Here is a 25,546-nt window from a genome sequence, read left to right as displayed (position 1 = left end):
ATTAAGACACCCGTTACTCACGAACGGCGGGGGATGAATATAACGAGAAAGCATGACGGTACGATCCTTATTCAAGGACTACGTCATGTGTGGAAAAATATAGGCGCCCGATAACCGCTACCTAGCGGATATCGGGCGCTGTCTACGTTCAGGACTTATTTTACATATCGACTTACAAAAGCTGTTACTACATCTATATACCCCGCCTTATCCGTATCATAAGACAATCCATGCCCCGCTTGCGGTACTATGAGCCTCTCTTTTGGACTCTGGCATGCCTCATACAATTCATTCATCATAGCAAAAGGTACAAAGTTATCCGCATCCCCATGAATAAAAAGAATCGGAGCCTTCGCTTTCCGCACTTGTTTTAATGCAGAGGCTTCACCAAAGCCATACCCCGCCTTCAAGCGGGTGATTAGACTTGCACTTTGAACGAAAGGGAAACTTGGCAAGCGATACATTCGTCGTAGTTGGTAAGATAATTGTGCTTTTACTGAGGTATAAGCGCAGTCCGCAACAATAGCTTTTACCTGCGGCGGAAGATCTTCCCCTGAGGTCATTAGCACTGTAGCACCGCCCATAGAGATGCCGTGAAGCACAATTTGAGCACTGGGCCCAGTCTTTTTAATCATGTATTCAATCCATTGCAAATAATCTTTTCGTTCCGGCCAACCAAAACCAATGTAATCCCCTGCGCTATCTCCATGCCCTCTTGCATCGGGAATTAGGATGTTACAGCCTAAGTTCTCGTAGTAGATTTTGGCGTACGCCCCCATATCCTTTGCTTTACCTGAATAACCGTGGGCTAGAATGGCTGTGCGTCCCGCAGCACGATTAGATTGGAGTAAGTAACCCCTTAGTTTAAGTCCATCTGCAGATACGATCTCAATATTCTCGAAGCTCTGGCGAGAGACCCAATCCTTCCCCTCCCCCCAAGAAGCTCCGGCAACCGGAGGATCAGCCTTCAGATTAGGATTATTACTTAGAAATACCTTTGGCGCTCGTTTAATAGCAATACCATAGAAGAAAAATCCCACATAGATTAGAATCCCTATGATGATTACAGCGCTAATAATGAACCATATCAATTCGCCTTCGCCATCCCCTCTACATTTCTTTTCCAACAAGAGTATACCATCTACTTAGAATGCACCAAACTATCGAAATCATGACATACAAATAGAGCCGCCATCGGAACACTCCCGAAAGCGACTCTATGTGCTCTACCCTTTATTATTTATTCTTTTTGGAGAACTTGGTTCTCATTAATAATCCGATAAGTGCAAAACCTAAACCTGCTACGTAGTAAGGTGCAGGACTTGATTCACCCGTTTTTGGCAATTCCTTCACAGGTGGCTTACCTAATGGGATCGTATCGTCCACTACGATGATTTCATCAGGTGTTGGTGTTGGCGTTGGTGTCACTGCCGGTACCGGACCTAATGGGATCTCATCATCATCAACAAGTACTTCTGTGCTATTCGACGGTGTTGGTACTGGCGATGGTGTCGGCGAAGCTACAGGCCCAAGCGGCACGGGATCTTCTGCAAGAACTATAGTGCCAATTACGGATGATGGCGTTGGTGTCGGGAACACCGAAGTCTCTGGTGTCGACGTTGGTGTTACCTCTGGTGTTACCGTTGGTGTTGGTGTTACCTCTGGTGTTACCGTTGGTGTTGGTGTTACCTCTGGCGTTACCATCGGTGTTGGTGTTGCTTCAGGCGTCGGCGTTGGTGTTGCTTCAGGCGTTACCGTCGGTGTTGGTGTTGCTTCAGGCGTCGGCGTTGGTGTCGGTGTTGGTGTCGGCGTCACTGTCGGCGTTGGTGTCGGTGTTGGTGTCGGCGTTGGTGTCACTGTCGGTGTTGGTGTCGATGTCGGCGTCACTGTCGGCGTTGGTGTCACTGTTGGCGTTGGTGTTGGTGTCACTGTCGGCGTTGGTGTCGGTGTTGGCGTCACTGTCGGCGTTGGTGTCGGTGTTGGTGTCGGTGTTGGCGTCACTGTCGGCGTTGGTGTCGGTGTTGGCTTCACTGTCGGCGTTGGTGTCGGTGTTGGTGTCGGTGTTGGCTTCACTGTCGGCGTTGGTGTCGGTGTTGGCGTCACTGTCGGCGTTGGCGTTGGTGTCACTGTCGGCGTCGGCGTTGGTGTCACTGTCGGCGTCGGCGTTGGTGTCACTGTCGGCGTTGGTGTTGGTGTCACTGTCGGCGTTGGTGTCGGTGTTGGTGTCGGTGTTGGTGTCACTGTCGGCGTTGGTGTCGGTGTTGGCGTCACTGTCGGCGTTGGTGTCACTGTTGGCGTTGGCGTCGGTGTCACTGTCGGCGTTGGCGTCGGCGTTGGCGTCGGTGTCACTGTCGGCGTTGGTGTTGGTGTTGGTGTCACTGTCGGCGTCGGACATGGTGTTGGCGTCGGTGTCGGCGTTGGTGTCACTGTCGGTGTTGGTGTCGGTGTCACTGTCGGTGTTGGTGTCGGTGTCACTGTCGGCGTTGGCGTTGGTGTCACTGTTGGTGTCGGCGTCACTGTCGGCGTTGGCGTTGGTGTCACTGTCGGTGTTGGTGTCGGCGTCACTGTCGGCGTTGGCGTTGGTGTCACTGTCGGTGTTGGTGTCGGCGTCACTGTCGGCGTTGGCGTTGGTGTCACTGTCGGTGTTGGTGTCGGCGTCACTGTCGGCGTTGGCGTTGGTGTCACTGTTGGTGTCGGCGTCACTGTCGGCGTTGGTGTCGGCGTTGGTCCAGGTTCATCACCATCGTATGGATAGTGGTGAAATTCACCACCAGTACCTTTGAGTGAAGCCGCCACTAAAGTACCGTTAATCTGACCATTAATAAAATCAACATGAGCATAGGGGGCAAGTATGCTTCCCATTACACCTATGCCTGCCATATCAAGATACGCAGCTTGGCTAAAGTTAAGCAAAATTTTCTTGCTGTTCAACACGTTATTAGGTAGAAATCCGAAGTTTTTCATTTTTACGTTAGAACCATCAATATTAATAATTGCAGTAGATCCTGAAGGAACATTTATTGTAATTCCATAGGTATTAGAGACGTTATCTCCTGAAACATTAAAAACATTGACCGCAGGATCTGTACCTGTCAGGGTAAGGCTGCCATATTGGTACACTGTTGTTCCATTCGCCGGCAATGCTGCAAGTTCTGCTGATTTGTCCTTCAAAGACTGACCTACGGCTGAAAAGTCAATCGTACTCCCCTGTCTTTTTGTACCACCCTTGAGGAGCGTTACATTCCCTGAAAAATCTCCCCCGTGCACGATATTCCCATAAACAGTACCTCCGTTGAAAGTAAGATTCCCTCCAACAACAAGTGTGTCAGTCAGGGAAACCTCTGCAGCGGTCAACCTATCTCCAACACTATAGTTGGTTAAGTTAACGTTACCTCCAGCAGCAAACCTTCCTTCCGTATCCGAAACTGTTGTTATATCCCCTAGAATAAACACGTTGTAGACCGCTGCAATTCCCAATGTAGAAGAACTGCTAGCTCCAGCAACTCCAGCTCCCAATGAGGAAAGCCCACTACCTACCGTCAAAATCCCAGCTAATACAAGCGAGAGTAACGGTTTTATTCTTCTTTTCAAATGGCACACCTCCTAAAACTATGATTTATATTAATCAGAATAATTACCAGAAACTCTAAAGGACCTAACAACAAAAAAGACCGCCAAAAAGAAGTGAAATTCCCTTCTCATGGCAGTCGGACGGTCATTGTGCCTTTAAGACACTTTAGACTCCTGGACTTTGCGTCCCGCCCTTTCAGACGGTTTGCTATTATCATGACTATATATATGTATTACACTGCAAGTCCAGAACTGGTAGCTGAAGCATTCTATCCAATAACAGTCTATGACTTTTAATACTTTTGAATTAATAACAGTTTAGCTCCCGACACCCACAATTGTCAATCAATTCCTTTCGATAATTCCCCGCATTAGTACCACACAAAAAAAGCGCCTAAAGGCGCTTCGCATAAGGTTTTTCATTAAATTTTAAAGTAACTGTATATAGCCCAATATGGATATCCATAAGGGAACACTCAGAATTAAACCAAAAAACAATCCACGCTGGAGGCTGCCCTCTTTTTCCATCATAATTCTCCTTTATTTGCGTTCGATACATTAATTTTTATTATTACAATTTTTAATATAATTTATTCTTCGTTATTTAGTTGTGAATTTAATCACATTGGATAAGCTGTTTAGAAATACCATTGATTATTTTTGGAATATCGGGGTAGAATACGAATATACGTTCCTATTAGAGGTGATGAGATTCATGCATAGAGCAGAAAGCAGGGACAACATGCTGGTGAAATCTTATTTATTGCTTCCGATGATTTTATCAGCTTTCGAACGGGACTCCGCCATTTTATCTACACACTTACGAACACCCGCCCCTTATCTGGAGGTGCTTGGAACAGCTGCTGCAGTAGCTACAACAGATCTAAGGGATGTTCGTGCAGAAATGAGAAGACGGGGAATCAAGGTGTATGAGCAAAACAGACTTAATACTGGAATTGAAGCCAAGTATATATGTCGTGGCTATCATGAACGAATGCTGCTGTTGAATGACATTGTTGCGGCTCAGGCTGCCATCCATATGCGCAGATACCTAGGGCTGGATATTTCATCTTTTAAGAGTTACGAAGAACAGTACCAGATTAAGTAAAGCTGTATAGAAGCCGCTGCGCTCTCTCCCCCCAATCAATTAGTGAACAAAAAAATAGGCCTTACCATGGGAGTTGGCAAGACCTGAGAGAGATATACCACAAAACACTGGGGGGTGTTTGGTGTCTCTAATATATACCTCGAACCTGAAAAAAAGCTGATAGGCACATAAAAATTACATTAAAAATATTGTTCGCCGTTCAGAAGTGATTAGAGTGCTCCCACAAGCTTAGCCGACCTTTAGCTGGAATTGGATGGCTTAATGGATGAACCCCTTCAAGCTTCCAGGCAAACCGTCCTTCACTATAGTCGCCAAAATCATATTCGTTCCCATTGATCCATTCCCTTAAATCCACCTCTGGAGTAACCACATAACATCCCGCGAGCTGACCTGTAGCAATAATAGCTCCTGTCGGCAAATTATTCGCTGTATAGCCATGTTTCGCCAATACTGATTTGTACGGTTCCTGTTCACAAATCTTTTTGTCAATCCTCACTCCGGCATGGATGCCTAACTCGCCGCGGTAGGCTGTTCTCCATGAACGAGTTTCAAACTCTTTTTCACCAAGAGCAATTAAGGTCGCCCAAGGCTGCCGTATTGTTATACACCGCATGATATTTATCCCCTTTGTTTATGTTGGACGTTTGTCACGGATGCCACGGATCTCGATCTCGCGTTGTGTAATCTTGCTCACCTTGACCTGATAAATAATCCCAACCGTTTGGTCGATACTCATTTCCATCATTGATCGCCTCTAAAATAAGAACATTTATTTTTATTATATACAAACAAAAGTTCTTATAAAAATATCAATACTACAGACATTCACCTGTAACTCCCCAGAATCAATAAAGGTCGTCATAATGGAAGGGCTGCTGTTTATTCTTATATTGGTAATGTACTAAATGCTATGCCTGTGCAACCGATTTTAAATTAATGTCGTAACCACTGGAGGGGAAGGTCCATGATTCAAAAACCACGTACTACTATTAAATGGACTCTTATTTTTGTTTTTTTGTTATTAGTCACCGCCTGTAGTAAGAATGATGAAGTTTTGAAAGGAATTGTACACACAATAGATGTAGAAAATAAAAGAATTTTAGTAATTTCTGAATTAAAAGAAGAAGACTTGAACAAGGAATATAAGGAGATTCTCGAATCTAATGAGTACTCTCAAGCCATTTGGGTAAATAAAGTTGCACCTTCTAAATATAAAAAAGGCGATGAGATTAAAGTGTTTTTTGAAGTAAGTGATGATTCATTCCCTGCACAAGTTACCGCCAAAAAAATCACCAAAATCAAGAATTGAGCAAAAAGAATAGAATCTACTATAAAGAAGCGGCGTCTCCAAAAGGGGCGGCGCTTCTTTATAGTAGATTTAAGGAGAAATCCATATTTATAAATTTACTCTGTGCAAAAAAAGTGACCCCACCACTTCCGGCAGGGTCTAGATCTATTTTATAAGGGGGTTATGTGATTACTATAATCCTCTTAGCTTAAATAAGTATGAAGCCCGTCTAAAGATTTGCTGAATTATTATTATTTTTATCGAAACCGATCAAATATAGTAACGTATCAATCTTAATTTCCAAATTACTACATATACAAAATGGAGGTGTGTATAAAGATGAAAATATTCAGTCTATTGCTTGTAGCATTGTCTTCCATTGGAGTAGTTGCCACATTCGGATTTTCAACATTCAGCTTAATCACAGGAATTATAGGAGGGCTTATTGCAACATTTGCAATTTCAGGCTACTTGCAGTCTGTCAGACGTGATTACCCCAATGAGAGCTATGCGAACAAACATGTTAAGTATCAGTCGAACTATAATACTTGGTAAGCAAAAACCCACCTAAACTGGTGGGGTTTTTCATATTCCCAAACACTTGTAAAATCACTTTGTGATATTAATGGTAGAAGAAACAAACGAGGGATAACGGCTAGCTGTAGAAGTGCTTTCACCGAAAATTCATTCCTTAGTTCATAGATTACTTGAGCTTTGTCTTGTTTGGTGACTTCCCCTTGTTTTGAACCTCTAGTTCAATCTATGCAGGATATGATGTATAGCCCTTTTTAAAAGCTTCTTTCCCATGATGTTCATATTGACTAATCCAATTACTGTATGACAATTAAATAGAAGAGAGCTGCTAAAACAAACCGGTATAGAGCAAACCACTCCAATCGAAGTCTCTTAATCAGTTTGATGAACGTCACTACTGCAATCATTGCCACAAGAAAGGATGTCGCAAAGCCAATTAACATTAGAAGCAAATCGTCAGAACTCAGCAAATCACGACTATCGTACAAATCCAACAAGCTTGCACCAAACATAACAGGCACAGAAATAAGGAATGTAAAATCTGCAGCGGCTTTTTGGCTAGTGCCAAGCAACAGGCCACCTGAAATCGTCGAACCTGATCTCGAAAATCCCGGCCATAACGCCAAGCATTGGAACAGACCAATTCCGAAAGCCTGTTTATAATTAATCCCATCGATAGTACCAGCGGTTTCAGTCCGCCTATTCCGCGCTGCAATGATCATCAACACGCCACCAACAACTAGACCGATCAAAACAGGGGTTGGGCCAAATAATTGGCTTTTTATTGTGTCCTTGAAGAGAAGATATAGGATTAATGCTGGTAACATAGCCAAAATCATATGAATGACATTTAATCCTTTGCTTTTGGAAAAATCCATTCTAATCATATTAACCCCAATCTCCAAATACCTTTTCCAATAAAGAATTAAAACTGCCATCACTGCACCCAACTGAATAACAATTTTAAAAGTTATTGCAGCATCTCCCTCAAAGCTAAGCAAATCGCCTGCTAGAATAAGATGTCCAGTAGATGATACTGGTAAAAATTCAGTTAAGCCCTCTATTATGCCAAGTATTATTGCTTTAATTACATCAGTCATTAGTGCATTGTCCCCTTTCGGAAATAAAATCATTTAATTTCCAGTATAAGGGAGACACGTAAACTTCCCCATCGATTAACCTAACAATATTCAATTCAGAATGACATAATTGTCACATTGCTCATTATTCCAGTCTTAAGTAACTCCTTTATTAAACTATCCTTTCCCGTTAGCATAACAACAGTATCAAACATTAAATTCAACCTGTATCAATAAAAAATCCGTTAACCTTCTGAACTTGCTGCCCGTTATTTTGGATAATCAAGTTCAGAGCATACAGCAGATATGAATACCGAAACGTAACTTCCATTTGATCATTCTGCAGCCGCGTGCGTGGAGCCTCAATGACCATCATGATTCACACAGAACCGCCACCCCGACCAAGAATAGGGGGTCCTTTTTTTGGCAAAACACAAAATATTAAGTATAATGTTATTGTCGAAACGCTAAGGCGTCTGTACAGGATGGCTACCTGGCACTGATGATGGCAGGCCAAGCGCTTTATAAAGTTTTCTTTATGTGTATTTATACTTTAGGAGCGTGGTTATCTATGAAAATTAATATTACCGCACATTTTAACATTGATATTACTTTATCTCTTCATCTGTTAGCCGTAGCCAGTCTTGCTTATGAACTCAGTTCACTGACGAGCTCGTGAAATTCGAGCGAAAAGTATCTGTACTAAGACACCTTGTGGTGTCTTTTTTTATTTTTATAGTAATTACCATCTAACCGATCTGCCCCCGCAAGAGAAAAGCAGCTTATGCTGCTCCTCCTCCACCATTCTTCATTCTGATTGCTGTCAGCTTGCGCCACACCTTCCGTCTGCTCGACAGTGACCACTAGTCATACCGTTTTCATTAGCGATTTCGCGCCATGTCTTATCTTCCTTGATACGTTTCTCCAGAAGAACAGGGAACGGCATTGGCTGTCCATCATATTCGACTTCAGGAAAGATTAGGCCATTCATCAATAAATATCACCCTGGGTACTTATTCACATGTTCTCCCCAACTTGCAGGAAGCAGTGCCCCGATGTATCTGAGATTCTATTCTAGGAACCCGAAAAGAAGTGGAGAAAATTGACGAGACACCCACTTCACTCGGATAAAGGGTAGAAGAATGGAAGAAGTCAGGGGGATTTAACGAAAAATGGCACGGTCCCGGAATCCCGGAAAACCGCGCCATTGCGCCATTCTTAGATATGCTGGTGAAGGGAATTGAACCCCCGGCCTACGCATTACGAGTGCGTTGCTCTACCCCTGAGCTACACCAGCTTAACGCTGTTTTTCTGTCAAACAAAAAATATTATACAACTTCCAGCCAGAAACGCAAGCCTATTTCTCCCTGTTTTCCGCCCTTCTAAAATGCTAATCCACCTGTAGCTTACGCTCCACAGACTCTAACTTTCCACGGCTAGTAGAGGGTTTATCGCGGCGGTCGTCTATTTTAAGTGAGGTAGAGACACGTTCTGCACCTGCGGAAAAAGGAGACTCATGCAAAGCTTCTACCGCGGCAAAAATGCGTTGCAGAGGCCCTTCGATGATCGTCCCCATGGACGTAAGTTCATAAGTAATCCCTTCTACTGTCTTCAGCACCCGCTGCATATCCGCAACATAGCTGCTAAGACTGGTACTGCCTGTTCCAATTGGAATAACTGTAACTTCAGCAATAGGCATGAGAATACCTCCTCGAAATTTTATAGTAGCTGTCTCCTTCCATTGTAACAATTCCACCGCTCTGTCACAAACTAAGCAAGATTATCCTCCCTTATCTCTTCTATTTCTTCTGATTACTCCAAAATATGACTTTGGGCTAAGGGTATTTTCTCATGAGCAAATTCTAGGGTCATCTGCACTATATTTATGGACTCTTTGTGGCATCTTTTCGGACAATTTATGAATCATTTCGCATCTCCCTGTGGATCAATTGTGGATTACTTATGGACAGCCTGTGGATCATTTGTGGAGTACTTTTAAAGAACCCGCTCCCCGCGCGGGTTTTCTAAAAAACTGTTTACAAACACAACATCTTGGGTTATTTTTATCTAACGACAACAAAATATAGTGGAGACAGGCGCTTTGATCCTTAACCGGATTTAGAGCTTAATAGGGAAGCGCGGTGAGAATCCGCTGCGGTCCCGCCACTGTAACCGGATGGCCTTCTTAAGCTTCTGGGAAGCTTGAGAATCCACATCTCCCGGCAAATGCCACTGAGGGTTAGGAACACCCTTGGGAAGGCGCCGAGAGATCCCACGGAAGCCAGGAGACCTACCTGTTTCGACGACACCAACTATTGATGCCTGCGAGGAACAGGGATGGTGTCCGCATGCGGTCATCTACGTAGAGACCTCTGCAAATATCCGTGTGGATATTTACATAACGCATCGGGCATTTTCTGCCATCCTCGGGTAGGGGATGCTTTTTTTATGTAATCTGAACAAATATACGACTGCTTATAGCAGTCCAACTTCTTATGGATATATGGATTTGATGATAGATGTTTTTCTTTTATACTGAGAGGAGAGCTGTACAATGACGTTGTTGGAGAGACAATTTAATGGAGTAGAAAATGCACGGGAAGTTCTTTTAGAAGAGCTCATTGATTTAGGCCGGGATATTATCGACAGTCGGGATATGGACCTATTGCGCGAGAATGCCAATTTGAATGGAGAGAGTTTCTCCGGTAAAATGAGCAAGTTCGGCAGTGAATATTCAAAATGGTACGCCCGCAATTTTACGATGCCGCCACAGCTAGTGCAGGCTATTGATGACAATGTCGTCTATGTGCATGATCTGGATCAATACGCGATTGGAACGACGAACTGTATTTTTATCCCGTTTGATAAACTTCTCCGTGAAGGTTTCAATACCGGCAACGGCAGCGTTCGTCCTCCGAACTCAATAATGACAGCTATGTCTCTGGTAGCGATTATTTTCCAATCCCAGCAAAATGCTCAATATGGTGGTGTATCCGCCAATAAACTCGATTACGATCTGGCACCTTATGTAACCAAATCCTTCGCCAAGCTGTTCCGCAAGGGTCTGGATTATTTTGAAGAAGGACAAGCTGACGAATCTTTGGGCGAGATTACGATGAGCCGGACCGATCTGGCGGAGTCATATCCAAGGGCGTTCCGTTTTGCACTAAAGGAAACCGAAATCGAAACTCTGCAAGCGGCTGAAAGTATGGTACATAATCTGAATACCATGTCCAGCCGATCCGGTGGACAAATACCGTTTACCAGCATCAACTACGGTACTTGTACTTCACCAGAAGGTCAGCTTGTAATCAGTTCTCTGCTAACCGCAACTATGAACGGACTTGGCAGCGGAGAAACACCAGTGTTCCCGATTCAAATCTTCAAATGCAAGCAAGGAATCAATCAACAGCAAGGCGATCCTAACTATGAACTGTTCCTAAAAGCAGCTGAATGTTCTGCGCGCAGACTATATCCAAACTTCGCTAATCTGGACGCTCCGCTCAACTTGCAGTATTATGATCCAAGTGATCCTGATACGGAGTTCGCTACAATGGGCTGCCGAACCCGAGTGCTCGGTGACCGTTTTGGGCGTAATCATTGCTCTGGGAAGGGCAACCTTTCCTTTAATACACTGAATCTGGTTCGGCTAGGTCTGGCACACGGCACAGTAACAGGCAGACGTACCGTCGCAGACGAAGCTGGCTTCTATGAAGCTCTAAATCATTATATGGATATTGCGCTGGAAGGACTTCTCCATCGCTTCCACATCCAAACCGCACAAAAAGCTAAAGCTTCCGATTTCATGATGCGAGAAGGCGTCTGGGAAGGCGGCGAACACCTTGCACCTGATGACACTGTAGGCGATCTGCTGAAGCATGGCAGTCTGTCTCTTGGCTTCATCGGTATGGCGGAATGTATGAAAGCTATGTACGGTAAACACCATGGCGAGGATATGGAAGTTCATTCCAAGGCGCTGGCTATCGTGCGTCATATGCGGGACTATTGCGATCGGAAAAGTGAGGAACTGGATCTTAACATCACCCTGTTCGCAACTCCAGCAGAAGGTTTGTCCGGTAAATTCACCAAAGTTGACCGCAAGGTACTGGGTTCCATTCCGGGCGTAACCGACCGTGAATATTATACGAACTCTTTTCACATCCCTGTATACTTCGATCTGGGTGCTGCTCAGAAGATCAGCTTGGAAGCTCCTTTCCATGAATACTGCAATGCCGGAGCTATTTCTTATGTCGAATTAAACGGCAATGCCCGCAACAACCCATCGGCTTTTATCAAAATCATTAAATATGCGCTCGAACAACAGGTCAGTTATTTCAGCATTAACCATCCGATTGACCGCTGCTCCAGCTGTGGATACGAAGGCGTAATTGGGACAAACTGCCCTTCCTGCAACGCACATGAGAATGACGTGCACATCCGCCGTTTGCGCAGAGTTACAGGTTATTTAACCGGCGACTATCAGACCCGCTTTAATGCCGCCAAACAAGCTGAAGTACGGGATCGCGTTAAGCATCTATGAATATTTGCGGTTACTATCCGGAGTCGATTAACGAGGGAGAGGGCATGCGGGCCGTCCTCTTTCTCAGCGGCTGCCGCCATCGTTGCCCGGGATGTTTTAATCCCGAGACATGGAACTTTAAATATGGAGAAGTCTTCACCTTAGAACGACAACATGAAATCATTGCAGAAATCGCCGCTAACCCTTTGCTGGATGGTCTGACACTGGCAGGCGGCGATCCTTTTTTCTCAGCAGAAGAGTTGCTGGGGTTCATTCATGAGCTTCGCGCTGTACTGCCAGGTTTCTCAATCTGGATTTACAGTGGTTATACGTACGAAGAACTTACAGCCCTTCCCGGTACGCCGGAGTGGAATCTACTTAAACAGTGTCAGGTGTTAATAGATGGAAGATTTGTAGAAGAACTGAAAGATACTACGCTTCTCTACCGGGGAAGCTCCAACCAACGCATTATCGACATTCCGGCCAGCATGAACGGCTCGGAGGTCTTTCTGTGGCAGCCTGCTGCGCTATAATATATCAATTTTTGATATTGAAAATTAATTTGAAATAAGAAGGGATGAACTAACTATGCCGCAATTCGTAGTAAAACCGGATAATCGCCAACTGGCTTTTGATGAGAACCGTCTCTCCGTCTACGCTGACCGTATTCTGGAAGGTCTCGATCAACTAAATAAAGAAACTTTGCTGCGTGGAGTGAATTCCAAACTGCGTCGTGACTCGGTAAGCGGAGAAGAAATCAGCAATGCCTTCACCATGAGCGCTCTAGAGCTTGTAACAAAAGAAGAGCCTAACTGGAAGTTCGCAGCTGCCCGCGCCCTTCTGACTACCCTTTATAAAAAAGCTGCCGTTCATCGCCGCTACAAAGCTTATCCAGAAGAGCCTTACGGTGAATTGTATCCACTAATTACGGATCTCGTGAAAAAAGGAATCTATCGCGAAGAACTTCTAAGTCATTACACCAAAGAACAAATTATCGAACTAGGCGGGTGTATCGATTATACACGCGACCTTTTGTTTGACTATATCGGTCTGCTTACGCTATCCGACCGTTATTTGGCGCATGATTTTGACGGCCGTGTAATGGAGCTTCCACAAGAACGTTATATGATTATTGCTATGTACCTGATGCACCGTGAGCCAGCTGAGAAACGTCTTGAGCTTGTAAAAGAAGCTTATTGGGCTATGAGCAACATCTATATGACTGCTGCTACACCTACAATGTCCAATGCCGGCAAAAAGGTCGCTGGACAACTATCCAGCTGCTTTATTGATACTGTAGACGATTCCCTAGAGGGTATCTTTGACTCCAATACAGACGTAGCACGTCTAAGCAAAATGGGTGGCGGCATCGGCGTTTACCTTGGAAAAGTACGAGCACGTGGTTCGGATATCCGTGGCCACAAGAACACAAGCTCCGGCGTAATCCCTTGGATTCGCCAGTTGAACAATACAGCAGTCAGCGTAGACCAGTTGGGCACACGTAAAGGTGCTGTAGCTGTTTATCTTGATGTATTCCATAAAGATATTCTCGCTTTCCTCGATCTTAAGCTGAACAACGGTGACGAGCGCATGCGTGCACATGACGTGTTCCATGGCGTCTCCCTACCTGACCTGTTCATGGAAGCTGTAGAATCGCGCAGCCATTGGAACCTCTTCTGCCCTCACGAAGTGAAAAAGGTCATGGGCTGGACAGATAAAAATGGCCGTCCACTAGGATTGGAAGATTTCTACGATGAAGAGCTTGGCAAAGGTACTTTCCGTGAAAAATATGCTGAGGCTACAGCGAACCTGGAATTATCCCGGATCACTGTTCCTGCGATCGACATCATGAAACGGATTATGAAATCACAGCTAGAAACAGGTACACCGTACATGTTCTACCGCGATACCGTGAACCGGACTAACCCAAACCGTCATCAAGGTATGGTTTTCTCCTCCAACCTGTGTACAGAAATTATGCAGAATCAGTCTGCAACAGTTATTGAGCAAGAAGAATTAGTAACTAAAGATGGCCAGACCCGTATCGTTATTTCCAAAATCCCTGGCGACTTCGTAGTCTGCAACCTGAATTCGATTCACTTAGCACGGGCGATTCCAGCTGGCGTATTAGAAAGACTTGTTCCGATCCAAGTTCGTATGCTTGATAACGTAATCGACATTAATAATATTGAAGTTCTGCAGGCACAATACACGAACAGCCAGTACCGCGCAGTAGGTCTCGGCACATTCGGCCTGCATCACCTATTGGCACTCAAGGGCATTCGTTGGGAATCCGATGAAGCCGTAGAATATAACAATCATTTATATGAACATATCAACTACCTGTTGGTTCGTTCGAGCATGGAGCTTGCCCGTGAAAAAGGCCGTTATCCGAAATTTGCTGGATCCGATTGGGAGACTGGCGCATACTTCACTTCCCGCGGGTATGTTAGCGGTGAGCAAGAAGGTAAATATGTAACGACTGAGCAATGGCGCGAGCTGCAAGAAGAAGTAGCTAAGGACGGCGTACGTAACGCTTGGATGTTCGCCATTGCGCCGAATGGATCTACATCGATTATTGCCGGCTCCACCGCCAGCATTGATCCGCTGTATGAACTGCTTTCCTATGAAGAAAAAACAACTTATAAGATTGCTAACCCAGCACCGGATCTGTCCGACAAAACGATCTGGTACTATAAGACAGCATTTACGATTGACCAAAACTGGTCGATCCGCATGGCTTCTGCTCGCCAGCGTCACGTCGATCAAGGCCAAAGCTTCAACCTGTATGTCCGTCCTGACATCAAGGCTACCGAGTTCCTGGAACTGCATCTGAATGCCTGGAAGGGCGGCTTGAAATCAACTTATTATGTGCGTAGCCGTGCTTTGACTATAGAAGAGTGTGAATCTTGCGCTAGCTAATTATCTTAGTGCCCTAAATAGAAAAACGATGATGAATTTCGTAACTGCGAGGAATGTTTGGGCTTCCGGCCGCTGTTGTCATCAGAGGTCTTGATCTTTACCGCTATTAGCGGATGACATCCGATGACAGCATATGCTTTCGATGCGAGCTTTCCTACGGAAAGCTTTCGGGCGAACGCTGACGCTCCTACAGCTCCAAACTTCCTCTCCGTTACTCCATCACCTTCTTTCTATGAACAAGACACCAAGAAAGATTACCAGCGCAAAAAATGGAGGGATAAGAAATGCAATTACAAAAGATTTTTAATACTGAAGCACCTAACCAATCCACACGCATTATCGACGGTGAATGCTCAGGTATTCTGAACTGGAATGATATTCGCATGCCTCATATGTACAAGCTGTATAAGGTGCTGCTGCTTAATCACTGGATCGCGGATGAAATTCCAATGTCCAAGGATGCGCAACAATTCCCGATGCTGGATGCCGAGGAACAACGCGTATTTAAGATTAATATCTCCCTACTCGCTGTGCTGGATTCGATGCAGACGATGTTCGTGAGCGACGTGAAGCGTTATTTCACCGATTCCTCTTTGGAAGCTATCTCCGCTATTATCGGGCAGCAAGAAGTGGTGCATAACCAATCCTATTCCTATGTTCTATCCTCTATCGTGTCGGAGAGTGAGCAGAAGGAAATTTTTGAATATTGGAAAAAAGACCCTGTCCTGCTGGAACGCAATCAGTTTATCTCTGATATTTATCAAGAGTTCCGTGATAACCCTACGAGACAGACCTTTTTCCATGCGCTGGTAGCAGATCTCATCTTGGAAGGAATTTTCTTCTACAGCACTTTCGCCTTCTTCTACAATCTGGCCCGTGACCAGAAGATGATGGCAACCAGCCAAATGATCTCTTATATTCAACGTGACGAGAATCAGCACTGCTACTTCTTCGCAGAAGTATTTAAGCAGCTGCTTGTAGACTTCCCTGAGCTGAACACCAAAGAAAACATGGATTACGTATACCGTACCATCGACCGCGCGGTAGAGCTCGAAACCAACTGGGCTTATTACACACTTACTAACGTGCGTGGTATTGATCTTAACGAGCTTAGCGACTACATTAAATATACAGCGAACAAACGTCTGACTTTGATGGGTATGGAAAAAGCTTATCAAGGTGTTGACGTTAACTGTATGCCTTGGATCAAACCTTTCTCCGATGATGCGCTTAATGCTACCAAAACTGACTTCTTCGAAGCTAAGTCCCGCAACTATGGTAAGGTTGGCGACGATAACGGATTCGACGATTTGTAAGACCGGATATATAATAACCCCTATATAAAAAAGAGGCCATTCTCTACTTTCTTAGTGAGATGGCCTTTTTGCTATAGCTTATATAATGCAAAAAGCGCCCCTCTCCCCTGGTATCAGGGATGAAAGAGACGCTTATACGTTTGTTATTAGCACTAAGCACAGAAGGCTTGCTACTTAGTCTTATGCCTTGCGTTCCACACGATGTGTAGTTTCTTCTGCAAGCTCATCTAATGCATCGTTCAGGCGCAGCTTCAGCTCCTCAGCAAGCTCTACCACTCCGTGATCATTACGAACCACTTGAGAATCCACGGCATAGACGCCGCCAAGAATGTAACGCGCGCCCAGTACAGACAACACAGGTTTCAATGCGTAATCAATTGTGAGCAGATGTGCAAGACTGCCGCCCATGAACAGCGGGAGTACAACTTTTCCGGCCAATCCCTTTTGTGGAACCAGATCTAAAAAGGTCTTCAACACGCCTGTATAAGAAGCTTTATAAACCGGGCTAACCACAATTACCGCATCAGCTTCCGCTACAAGGCCATTGGCTTTGACGATAGACTCACTTTCAAACTTAGTGTGAATCAAATCCTCCGCTGGTAGTTCTGCTACGTTAATACGCTCAACCTCGAAGCCCTGATTGGTTAAGCTGGCCTCCGCATATTCTATAGCTGCATTGATACGCGATACCAGGGAAGGCGTTCCGTTAATCACAACAATTTTAGCCACTTTTCCACCTCTTCCATCCCACTTAAGCAGCTCACACTGCTTTATTTATTATCCCGACAAAATTACTTTAAATTAATACTAATCCTAACGTAGAATTGATATTTTTGTCAAACCATAACCACTTGCGCTCCTCCCACTCTTACGTTATACTAAGCAACAATATTAAATCCAACAATCAGGCCAATGATCGGCATCCAACCGTGAGGCGTCTGCGACCGGAGTCTACAACAACTCCCTAAGTTCACCGGGTTTCGCCCGTTATCGCGAAGACCAAAGAGGGTCGGATTGTTCCTGCAGTTAAGGAGATTCGATCAACCTGGGTGGCACCGCGAGCTGACGCTCCTCGTCCCATGGATGAGGGCGTTTTTTGCGTTTTTTTAACCAAAAAGGAGCGAAACGGTATGCTGGATATGAACTGGATCAAAGACAATCAGGAACTTGTAAGAAACATTACGGCTTGGAAAAGAGTCGACTTCCCACTGGATGAACTGCTGGAATGGGATGAGAAACGGCGCGAATTGCGCCAAGATACGGAACAGTTGAGAGCCCAGCGTAACGGGCTGACCAAAGAGGTTGAACGACTTTTACGACAGGGTGACAGCGTGGCAGGAGAAGCAGTTAAAGAACAAGTAAGAGAACTGAACAACCGCCTGAATCTCTATGAGGCAGAACTAACTGAGGCAGACCGCCGCTGTGGAGAACTCATGCTGCTCGCACCAAACCCTGTATCGCAGGATACACCGATTGGCCATGATGATAAAGATAATGTAGAACTGCGACGAACCGGAACGTTGCCGGAATTCGGCTTTAAACCGCGTGATCATGTAGAACTAGGCGAGCTCCACAATATCATCGATATCCCCCGTGGCGTCAAAGCAGGCGGCCCACGCAGCTATGTGCTGAAGGATGCAGGGTTGTTGTTACATCTCGCTGTACAGCGGCTGGCCATTGATGTACTAACTGCCCGCGGGTTCACGGTGATGGATGTTCCCGTGATTGTCCGTCCGGAAGCGCTGGAACGTACGGGCTTCTTCCCCGGCGGGATGGATCAGACCTATGAGCTAAACGGAGACAATCGCTGGCTGGTAGGCACATCGGAGGTGTCGCTTGTCTCGCTGTATAGCGATGAGATTGTCGAACTGGATTCGCCAATGCGACTCGCCGGAATGTCGGCCTGCTTCCGCCGTGAGGTAGGATCGGCGGGACGAGACGTGCGTGGTCTGTACCGTGTTCATCAATTCTCAAAAATTGAACAAGTTATCTTATGTCGGAATGATGAGGGCGTATCAGAGGGCATGCTGCAGGAGATTCTTGCGAATGCAGAGCATATTCTACAGCTCTTGGAACTTCCCTATCGGATCATGTCTGTCTGCACAGGAGATATGTCCCTGAAGACACATAAGCAGTATGACATCGAGACTTGGATGCCAAGCAGAGAGGCATACGGAGAGACACACTCGGCTTCCAACCTGCTCGATTTCCAAGCTCGTCGTTCGGGCATTCGTTACCGGGATGCCGACGGTAAGCTGCAATACTGCCACACCCTAAACAACACCGCAGTGGCTACACCAAGGATCCTAATTCCGCTGCTGGAGAATCATCAACTGGAGGATGGATCCATTTACATTCCGCAGGCACTGCGTAAATATATGGATGGAATTGAACGGCTTGAGCTTCCGTACCAGCAGTGATGTGTTGTCCAAGTAGATTTAAAATTAATAATGCCCTTCCACTTCTCGATAAGAAGCTGGAGGGGCATTATTTTTGTTCCGATACATTCTATATAATTCTAATCTCAATTGTTTTCCCTATGTAAAAATTAATAAAACTCTAGAATAAATTTGTCGTAATCCATAATAAATTCAACAATATATATAACATAAAATTAAAATATCGGTGATCTATTAACCATAAAAATACTAAATTTATAATTAATATTGTATTTATGCACTGTTTTTATACTAAAATCACAACATTTCAATTTTTAGATTTAATTGATGCAAACTTTAATTTATATTCATGAAAGACAACCTTTCATTTTACATTTGAATGCTAAGATTTAATAGGTTGTAAATAAAAGATTCGAGGGGAGAATGACTTATCCAAATGATTATTTCTTCAAGAGTAAGGAAATGGTTCGCTACTGGACTGGCAATGTTAATGGTTGCCGGCAGTGTGTTACCAGCTGTCCAGACCGCCGAGGCAGCACCGGATAATAGCAATATTGTTATCTCGCAGGTCTATGGTGGTGGTGGAAACGGCGGAGCGGAATTTAAAAATGATTTTATTGAATTATACAATCCTACAAATCATCCAGTAGATTTGACTGGATGGAAAGTTCGCTATACCTCAGCGGCCGGAACCTTTAGTAGCGGAACAGACTTAAATGGAACCATCCCGGCAAATGGATACTTCCTTATTGAGGAGGCCGCTGGAACGGGAGGAACTACCGACTTGCCTACTCCTGATGTTAGCAAGGGAATCCTTGCTATGAGTGGTACAAACGGCAAAGTCGACCTCGTTGATAAATCAGGTACAACAATTGATTTAGTTGGCTACGGAACAGCTACAAATGTCGAGGGAAGTGCGACCGCTGCTCTCTCCAATACGACAGCCGCTATCCGTAAAGCTGCGGCTGGTGCACCGGCTGATAGCCGCGGTCTAGATACGGATAACAACTCTACGGATTTTGTTGTCCAAGCACCAAGTCCACGGAACAGCACCTACGGTACGTTACCTGAATTACCGGAAACTGCTAGTTCCGCAGTAGCTTTACCAGCCCCTAATGCCTGGCCGGCTGGTACAGAAATATCTTTGAATTCTCCAACGGTTGGAGCATCCGTCTATGCAGCTGTTTATGGATCAGGTGGTTCAACTAATTTCCAACCTTACACAGGGCCTATTACCTTAACTGAGGACACTACGATTAAAGCGTATGCTTCAGAACCAAATATGCCAGACAGCCCTATATCGACTTTTGATTACACTATTCTGGCCAAAACAGATGTTGCAACAGCACGCCTTGCTAGTAAAGGTCAGAATATTTTAACAGAAGGTATCGTAACTCACATTAATGCAGCAAAAATGTATATTCAGGATGAATCCGGCGGGATCGTACTTTATGGTTTCCCAGAGTTCGCAAACGTTGGAGATCGTGTTGAAGTAAGCGGCACAATGGATATCTACAGCAACCTGCAAGAAATCAAATTCCAAAGTGGACTTCAATACAATGTAGCTGCACAAAATGTTGGGGTGCCTGCACCAAAATTGATTACAGCAACCGACTTGTCTGCCGCGAACGGCGAAAGCCACGAAGCTCAGCTGGTAACTATGAATAATGTGACCATAGACAATGTAAATGGCAGCACGGTGACTGCTAGCCAAGGTGGACAACAATTCACAATTTTTTCAACCCTGCCTAAACTAGTTAAGGGTAAAACCTTTGACAATATCACTGGGGTTATCGAGCAATATAGTACGACTTATCAATTCATTCCACTTAATGAAAATGCTTTGGTGGAAGAAACTTTTTCCGTTATGGCCAGCCCTGGCGCAGGTCGCATCATCAAAGGAAGTTCTGTGACCCTATCCAGCCCTACTCTTGGAGCACAGATTTACTACACGACCAACGGAACTGAACCAACAACAGCAAGTAAGCTTTATTCAGATCCGATTACAGTTAATCAAGATCTTACCATCCATGCAATTGTCGTAGCAGATGGCAAGACAAGTAAGGTTTATACCTTTGCATATAAAGCATCTGAACTCCCTCGTATACATGATATTCAAGGAGAATCTCATACTTCTGAGTATGCAGGTCAGAACGTTTCCGATGTAGAAGGCATCGTTACCCAATATGGGTACACCTTCGCCACTGGCGCTTATAGAGGTTTCTTTATGCAAGACCCTCAGCCAGACGATAATGTAAACACTTCGGAAGGTATTTTTGTATACAGCACTAATTCATCCCTTAAGCCTCAAATTGGAGATTTAGTCCAAGTTAGTGGAGCTGTTTCCGAATACAACGAAGGTAACGCAAGTAATTTAACCTCTACTCAAATTACTATGACTTCAATAAAAGTAGACTCCTCTTCAAGTTATACTGTGCCAGAGCCTGTCGTACTTGGTAAAGGCGGGAGAGCCATTCCGTCTTCCATAATTGACAATGACGGCATGGCTGATTTTGAGCCTAATGAAGATGCAATTGATTTCTACGAATCGTTAGAAGGTATGCTCGTCAAGCTCCCTACCCCTACGATTATCAGTCCTTACTGGACAAGTGGTAGCGGAAATTCCATGCTGTATAACATCCCTACAAGAGTAGAAAATGAAACACCTGATGTCATCACACCAGCTGGTGGATTAGTTCTCAAAGAATACAACCAATACAATCCTCAGCGCCTCATCATTGCTTACGGAAATCCGGGTAAAGAAGTCATCACCGGAGATAAGTTCGCGGGAGATGTAACTGGCGTCATCGGATACAACAACGGTAACTTCAAAGTGATTCCGGAAAACGGTAAGCTTCCAGCCATCACTCCAAGTACCTTTAAGCAAGAAACAACTACTCTTGAAGTCAATGATAGTAAGTTGTTGATCGCATCGTACAACATTGAAAACTTCTACCCGGGTGTCGGAGCAACAAAAATCCAGAAACTAGCCGACTCCATCACAAACAATATGAAAAAACCTGACATTATCGGCGTTGTCGAAATGCAGGACAGCAATGGTGAAGCCAATAATGGTATCACTGAAGCAAGTGCAGCCGAATTGATTAAGGCTATTGAAACCGCTGGCGGTCCTGTATATAAATACACAGATATCGCTCCGGAGAACAATATGGATGGCGGTGCCCCAGGCGGAAACATTCGCGTAGGATTCCTGTACAATCCAGCAAGAGTACAGCTTGCGGACAGTGTGAGCGGACAAAAAGGTACAGCTACACAATCCGTTGGATATAACGCAGCGGCAGATCAATTGACCTACAATCCAGGACGAATTGATCCAACAAACTCTGCCTTTGCAAGTTCACGTAAACCCCTTGCTGCACAGTTCGTATTCGGTGGCGAAACAGTAATTGTGATCGCTAACCATTTCAATTCAAAAGGCGGCGATACCGGTCCTTTCGGAAACGTTCAGCCCCCTGTATTGTCCAGTGAAACACAACGCCATAAAATCGCGGCGGTCGTAAACGGATTTGTCAAAGAGGTTCTGACTGCAAATCCTAAAGCCAACATCGTAGCTCTTGGCGATTTGAATGATTTCCAATTTACTAAAACTGCAACCCTCTTAAAAGGTACAGAACTAGACAATTTGATCGATACATTACCTTTAAATGAGCAGTATACGTACACCTATGATGGAAACTCTCAAGTGCTAGATCATATTCTTGTCAGTAAAAATCTAACGGCTTCTTCTAAAGTAGATGTCGTTCATCTAAATGCCGACTTCTCACCATCGAACGGTCGGGTATCCGATCATGATGCGGTTTTGGCACAGATTGATTTTAATACTGCTGAAGACTTCCCACTAACCATTCTGCACACCAATGATACACATGCAGGATTAGATACTGTCAGCTCGCCAAACAACATCTTGCGCCGTGTAACAGCAATCAAAGATGCCAAGGCGACTACAGAGAATCCTATTCTTGTAGACGCAGGTGATGTGTTCTCCGGAACGCTTTACTTCAATAAGTATCTGGGTCAAGCAGATCTGGCCTTTATGAATCTGGTTAAATATGATGCTATGACTTTCGGTAATCATGAGTTTGATAAAGATTCAGATGTACTGTCCAAATTCATCGGCAACGCAAAGTTCCCATTTGTCTCCTCCAATGTGAACTTCTCAGCGGATGATATTCTTAGCAAAATGTTCACCAATGAAATCGGCCGGTCAGGTAATGCTGGAACCATCTACCCTGCGCTGATCAAAGAAGTAGACGGCCAACAGGTCGGTATCATGGGTCTGACGACAGAAGATACGGCGAACATTGCTTCACCAGGTAAAGTGACCTTTGAGAATGCCTTCGCTAAAGCGGAAGCAACGGTCGCTATGCTTGAAAAAGAGAAAGTTAACAAGATCATTGTTCTCTCTCACCTTGGCTATGAAGAAGATCTCAAGCTAGCCAAAGCCGTTAACGGCATTGATATTATCGTTGGGGGTCACAGCCACACGCAACTGAATCAAGCCGTTGTTGATAACACCGATCCAAAAGCACCGAAGCTAATTGTACAAACTGGTGAAAAAGGTCTTTTCCTTGGCCAACTTGAAGTTAAATTTAACAAAGATGGCGTACTGACCGATTGGAAAGACCAATTAATCTCCATCGATGCTAAAAACGGTACTAACTACGTTATCGCAGAGGACCCTGAAGCTAAAAAGATCCTGGATACCGAGTATAAGCCGGGGATTCAAGAACTAACCAATGAGGTAGTAGGAAATTCAGAGGTTGTTCTAAACGGCGTTCGTGATAATGTGCGCACAAAGGAAACTAATCTTGGTAACCTGATTGCCGATGGCATGCTTTATGCAGCTCAAAAAGCGGGCACTAATGCCGTAATCGCCTTGCAAAACGGCGGCGGTATTCGCGAATCCATCAACGAAGGACCGATCACACAAGGCGAAGTACTCGGCGTACTTCCATTCAACAACGATCTGGTTACGATCACTTTGACTGGACAAGAAATTAAGGATGCTATGGAGAACGGGGTTTCCAAAACGCCGGCAGCAGACGGACGTTTCCCACACGTTGCAGGGTTGAAATTCTATTACGACTCTACGAAACCTGTGAACGAACGTGTATTGCGTATTGAAGTGAAAAACGGGGATAAATACGTTCCTCTAGATCTAAAAGCATCTTATGAAGTAGCTACTAATGCTTTCACAGCTAAGGGTGGAGATTTCTATACTTCACTTGAAAAGGCTTATAAAGAAGGCCGTGTGAATCTGCTGTACCTACCGGACTTTGATGTATTTACGAAGTATCTGCAGAAGGTTGGAACGGTCACTGCGAACACTTCTGCCGTTGAAGGCCGGATTGTTGATCTAAAAGGTGCACCACTGCCGGAGACAACTCCGACACCAGACCCAACACCAGACCCAACACCAGCACCAACACCAGATCCAACTTCAGTACCAACATCAGTACCAACATCGGCTCCAACAGTACCAACAGCTACAGCTACACCATCACCAACTGTTGCTCCAACTGTGGCTCCAATTGCTTCAGCACAAGTAACAACAATTGATGCTGCTGATCTAACCAAACAACTTGCTGAACTGCCAACGGGTAGCCAAGAGCTGGTTATTCCGGTTAAAGCCACTACAGGCGGCGCTCAAGTAGTGCTTCCAGGCAGTGTGCTTGTAAAACAAGCAGCAGCACAACCTAACACAGTTCTTACCTTTACTACGGATGGTGCTTCTTATTCCTTGCCACTCCGTGTTGTAAACAGCGCAGCACTTGCCGCTCAATTAAGCACCAGCGACTTTACAATTACGGTATCCATTCTAGTAGCGAATTCGGGAACACTAAACAGCACAAACCAAGCTATCGCCTCACAGCTGGGTAATGCTACTTTAGCTGCTCCAGTAATCGAATTCAGCGTTTCAGCGCAAGCCGGAACTAAGAGTGTGCAGTTGAACAATTTCGGCAGCACTTACGTGAAGCGCACGATCAATGTACCTGCCGTCTTAAATTCAAATAACGCAACGGCAGTGGTCTTCGATCCTGCTTCAGGTAAGATCTCCTTCGTGCCTGCTATCTTTGTTCCTAAAGCAGATGGAACAACGGACGTTACGATTAAAGGGAACAGCAACAGCTACTACACCGTTGTTAAGTCTTCCAAAACGTTCGCAGATATTAACGGACACTGGGCTAAATCATCTATTGATCTGTTAGCTTCCAAGCTGATCGTCAGCGGAACAAGCAACGATACGTTCTCTCCTTCACAGTCGATCACACGTGCTGAGTTCGCGGCATTAATTACGCGTTCTCTGGGACTTGCGACAGCTAATGGTGAGACCACATTTAAAGATGTAAACCCAAGTGCTTGGTATGCTGATGCTATTCGCACCGCAGCAGAAGCCGGATTGATTTCCGGTTATACCGATGGCAGCTTTAAGCCGGGTAGCCCAATCACTCGTCAGGAAATGGCCTCGGTATTAGCGAAAGCCATCAAGTATACAGGTAAAACCTTAAATGCCGACCCTGCAGCACTGGCTAAATTCAGTGACGCAGCAAGCATTCCAGCTTGGTCCCAAGCAGCAGTAGCAGAAATCGCTGCTGAGGGAATTATCCAAGGAGCAACAGATGGATCCTTTGCTCCACAGAAGCTGGCAACTCGTGCCGAAGCGGTTACTATGCTGGAGAAGACATTGAAATCTCTCCAGTTTATCAACTAGCAAAAGCTGATCTCCAGCTCTGAAGACAAAAAGGCGGTTTCCCGAGTGCGTAATGCACCCGAGGAACCGCCTTTTTTA

The 25,546-nt window shown here is 44.9% G+C and carries 17 protein-coding genes, 1 tRNA gene and 2 riboswitches; of the genes, 9 read left to right on the top strand and 9 right to left on the bottom strand.

Going from position 1 to position 25,546, the window contains the following annotated elements; translation table 11 throughout:
• Positions 1-155: 155 nt before the first annotated feature.
• Together NST58_RS02900 and NST58_RS02895 are read right to left on the bottom strand one after the other, a co-directional pair.
• Positions 156-1,130, bottom strand: a complete 975-nt coding sequence (locus tag NST58_RS02900) for an alpha/beta hydrolase (protein ID WP_339246137.1) — start codon at positions 1,128-1,130, stop codon at positions 156-158.
• 106 nt (positions 1,131-1,236) lie between these two features.
• Entirely contained in the window at positions 1,237-3,591 is a 2,355-nt protein-coding gene (locus NST58_RS02895) for a choice-of-anchor A family protein (RefSeq protein WP_339246136.1), read from the bottom strand.
• A 108-nt stretch (positions 3,592-3,699) separates the two neighbouring features.
• Positions 3,700-3,790, bottom strand: a riboswitch (cyclic di-GMP riboswitch).
• A gap of 495 nt (positions 3,791-4,285) precedes the next feature.
• Between NST58_RS02895 and NST58_RS02890 the strand changes: the two genes are divergently transcribed.
• Entirely contained in the window at positions 4,286-4,678 is a 393-nt protein-coding gene (locus tag NST58_RS02890; protein ID WP_051491249.1) for a hypothetical protein, read from the top strand.
• Between the two features lie 199 nt (positions 4,679-4,877).
• Here the strand turns inward: NST58_RS02890 and NST58_RS02885 are convergent, their stop codons facing one another.
• Positions 4,878-5,291, bottom strand: a complete 414-nt coding sequence (locus tag NST58_RS02885; RefSeq protein ID WP_339246134.1) for an ASCH domain-containing protein — start codon at positions 5,289-5,291, stop codon at positions 4,878-4,880.
• 351 nt (positions 5,292-5,642) lie between these two features.
• Between NST58_RS02885 and NST58_RS02880 the strand changes: the two genes are divergently transcribed.
• Together NST58_RS02880 and NST58_RS02875 are read left to right on the top strand one after the other, a co-directional pair.
• The gene (locus NST58_RS02880; RefSeq protein ID WP_076124523.1) at positions 5,643-5,987 is read left to right on the top strand and encodes a DUF3221 domain-containing protein; all 345 of its coding nucleotides are present in this window, start codon (positions 5,643-5,645) and stop codon (positions 5,985-5,987) included.
• A gap of 318 nt (positions 5,988-6,305) precedes the next feature.
• On the top strand, positions 6,306-6,521 hold the full coding sequence (locus tag NST58_RS02875) for a hypothetical protein (RefSeq protein ID WP_339246131.1): 216 nt from the start codon (positions 6,306-6,308) through the stop codon (positions 6,519-6,521).
• Positions 6,522-6,796: 275 nt separating this feature from the next.
• Here the strand turns inward: NST58_RS02875 and NST58_RS02870 are convergent, their stop codons facing one another.
• From NST58_RS02870 to NST58_RS02850, 5 genes are all read right to left on the bottom strand, one after another.
• Positions 6,797-7,600, bottom strand: coding sequence for an undecaprenyl-diphosphate phosphatase (locus NST58_RS02870; protein ID WP_076138271.1), 804 nt, complete (start codon positions 7,598-7,600; stop codon positions 6,797-6,799).
• Positions 7,601-7,799: 199 nt separating this feature from the next.
• Positions 7,800-7,955: a hypothetical protein gene (locus tag NST58_RS02865; RefSeq protein ID WP_339246128.1), complete on the bottom strand. Its 156-nt coding sequence runs from the start codon at positions 7,953-7,955 to the stop codon at positions 7,800-7,802.
• Between the two features lie 447 nt (positions 7,956-8,402).
• Positions 8,403-8,570, bottom strand: coding sequence for a hypothetical protein (locus tag NST58_RS02860; protein WP_175617348.1), 168 nt, complete (start codon positions 8,568-8,570; stop codon positions 8,403-8,405).
• 234 nt (positions 8,571-8,804) lie between these two features.
• Positions 8,805-8,876: transfer RNA gene (locus tag NST58_RS02855), tRNA-Thr, on the bottom strand.
• 93 nt (positions 8,877-8,969) lie between these two features.
• A complete protein-coding gene (locus tag NST58_RS02850; RefSeq protein ID WP_076124533.1) occupies positions 8,970-9,278 on the bottom strand; it encodes an MTH1187 family thiamine-binding protein in 309 nt (102 codons plus the stop codon).
• Between the two features lie 378 nt (positions 9,279-9,656).
• Positions 9,657-9,892, top strand: a riboswitch (cobalamin riboswitch).
• A 241-nt stretch (positions 9,893-10,133) separates the two neighbouring features.
• Here NST58_RS02850 and NST58_RS02845 point away from each other — a divergent pair.
• The 4 genes from NST58_RS02845 (at position 10,134) to NST58_RS02830 (ending at position 16,336) form a co-directional block, all read left to right on the top strand.
• Positions 10,134-12,119 (top strand): anaerobic ribonucleoside triphosphate reductase, encoded by a 1,986-nt coding sequence (locus tag NST58_RS02845; protein ID WP_339246125.1) that lies wholly within the window; start codon positions 10,134-10,136, stop codon positions 12,117-12,119.
• Positions 12,116-12,631, top strand: coding sequence for an anaerobic ribonucleoside-triphosphate reductase activating protein (gene nrdG, locus NST58_RS02840; protein ID WP_076278891.1), 516 nt, complete (start codon positions 12,116-12,118; stop codon positions 12,629-12,631). The genes NST58_RS02845 and nrdG overlap by 4 nt, the downstream gene beginning before the upstream one ends.
• A 55-nt stretch (positions 12,632-12,686) precedes the next feature.
• A complete protein-coding gene (locus NST58_RS02835; protein ID WP_076142084.1) occupies positions 12,687-15,020 on the top strand; it encodes a ribonucleoside-diphosphate reductase subunit alpha in 2,334 nt (777 codons plus the stop codon).
• 284 nt (positions 15,021-15,304) lie between these two features.
• On the top strand, positions 15,305-16,336 hold the full coding sequence (locus tag NST58_RS02830; protein ID WP_036682584.1) for a ribonucleotide-diphosphate reductase subunit beta: 1,032 nt from the start codon (positions 15,305-15,307) through the stop codon (positions 16,334-16,336).
• Positions 16,337-16,516: 180 nt separating this feature from the next.
• Here NST58_RS02830 and ssuE read toward each other — a convergent pair whose 3' ends face one another.
• The gene (ssuE, locus tag NST58_RS02825; RefSeq protein ID WP_036682586.1) at positions 16,517-17,065 is read right to left on the bottom strand and encodes an NADPH-dependent FMN reductase; all 549 of its coding nucleotides are present in this window, start codon (positions 17,063-17,065) and stop codon (positions 16,517-16,519) included.
• Positions 17,066-17,466: 401 nt separating this feature from the next.
• Between ssuE and serS the strand changes: the two genes are divergently transcribed.
• On the top strand, positions 17,467-18,756 hold the full coding sequence (gene serS, locus NST58_RS02820) for a serine--tRNA ligase (protein ID WP_076192777.1): 1,290 nt from the start codon (positions 17,467-17,469) through the stop codon (positions 18,754-18,756).
• Between the two features lie 415 nt (positions 18,757-19,171).
• Positions 19,172-25,468: a 5'-nucleotidase C-terminal domain-containing protein gene (locus NST58_RS02815; RefSeq protein WP_339246120.1), complete on the top strand. Its 6,297-nt coding sequence runs from the start codon at positions 19,172-19,174 to the stop codon at positions 25,466-25,468.
• Positions 25,469-25,546 lie beyond the last annotated feature (78 nt).

This window comes from Paenibacillus sp. FSL R10-2796, assembly GCF_037965315.1.
Classification (GTDB): domain Bacteria; phylum Bacillota; class Bacilli; order Paenibacillales; family Paenibacillaceae; genus Paenibacillus_AQ; species Paenibacillus_AQ odorifer.
Note: the sequence above shows the minus strand (reverse complement) of the source record. Positions and strands in the feature narration are given on the sequence as shown.

Excerpts from the sequence above, each read along its gene's own strand:
- NST58_RS02890 (WP_051491249.1), top strand. The coding sequence starts at position 4,286 with ATGCATAGAGCAGAAAGCAGGGACAACATGCTGGTGAAATCTTATTTA.
- NST58_RS02885 (WP_339246134.1), bottom strand. The coding sequence starts at position 5,291 with ATGCGGTGTATAACAATACGGCAGCCTTGGGCGACCTTAATTGCTCTT.
- NST58_RS02880 (WP_076124523.1), top strand. The coding sequence starts at position 5,643 with ATGATTCAAAAACCACGTACTACTATTAAATGGACTCTTATTTTTGTT.
- NST58_RS02875 (WP_339246131.1), top strand. The coding sequence starts at position 6,306 with ATGAAAATATTCAGTCTATTGCTTGTAGCATTGTCTTCCATTGGAGTA.
- NST58_RS02870 (WP_076138271.1), bottom strand. The coding sequence starts at position 7,600 with ATGACTGATGTAATTAAAGCAATAATACTTGGCATAATAGAGGGCTTA.
- NST58_RS02865 (WP_339246128.1), bottom strand. The coding sequence starts at position 7,955 with ATGATGGTCATTGAGGCTCCACGCACGCGGCTGCAGAATGATCAAATG.
- NST58_RS02860 (WP_175617348.1), bottom strand. The coding sequence starts at position 8,570 with ATGAATGGCCTAATCTTTCCTGAAGTCGAATATGATGGACAGCCAATG.
- NST58_RS02850 (WP_076124533.1), bottom strand. The coding sequence starts at position 9,278 with ATGCCTATTGCTGAAGTTACAGTTATTCCAATTGGAACAGGCAGTACC.
- NST58_RS02845 (WP_339246125.1), top strand. The coding sequence starts at position 10,134 with ATGACGTTGTTGGAGAGACAATTTAATGGAGTAGAAAATGCACGGGAA.
- nrdG (WP_076278891.1), top strand. The coding sequence starts at position 12,116 with ATGAATATTTGCGGTTACTATCCGGAGTCGATTAACGAGGGAGAGGGC.
- NST58_RS02835 (WP_076142084.1), top strand. The coding sequence starts at position 12,687 with ATGCCGCAATTCGTAGTAAAACCGGATAATCGCCAACTGGCTTTTGAT.
- NST58_RS02830 (WP_036682584.1), top strand. The coding sequence starts at position 15,305 with ATGCAATTACAAAAGATTTTTAATACTGAAGCACCTAACCAATCCACA.
- serS (WP_076192777.1), top strand. The coding sequence starts at position 17,467 with ATGCTGGATATGAACTGGATCAAAGACAATCAGGAACTTGTAAGAAAC.
- NST58_RS02815 (WP_339246120.1), top strand. The coding sequence starts at position 19,172 with ATGATTATTTCTTCAAGAGTAAGGAAATGGTTCGCTACTGGACTGGCA.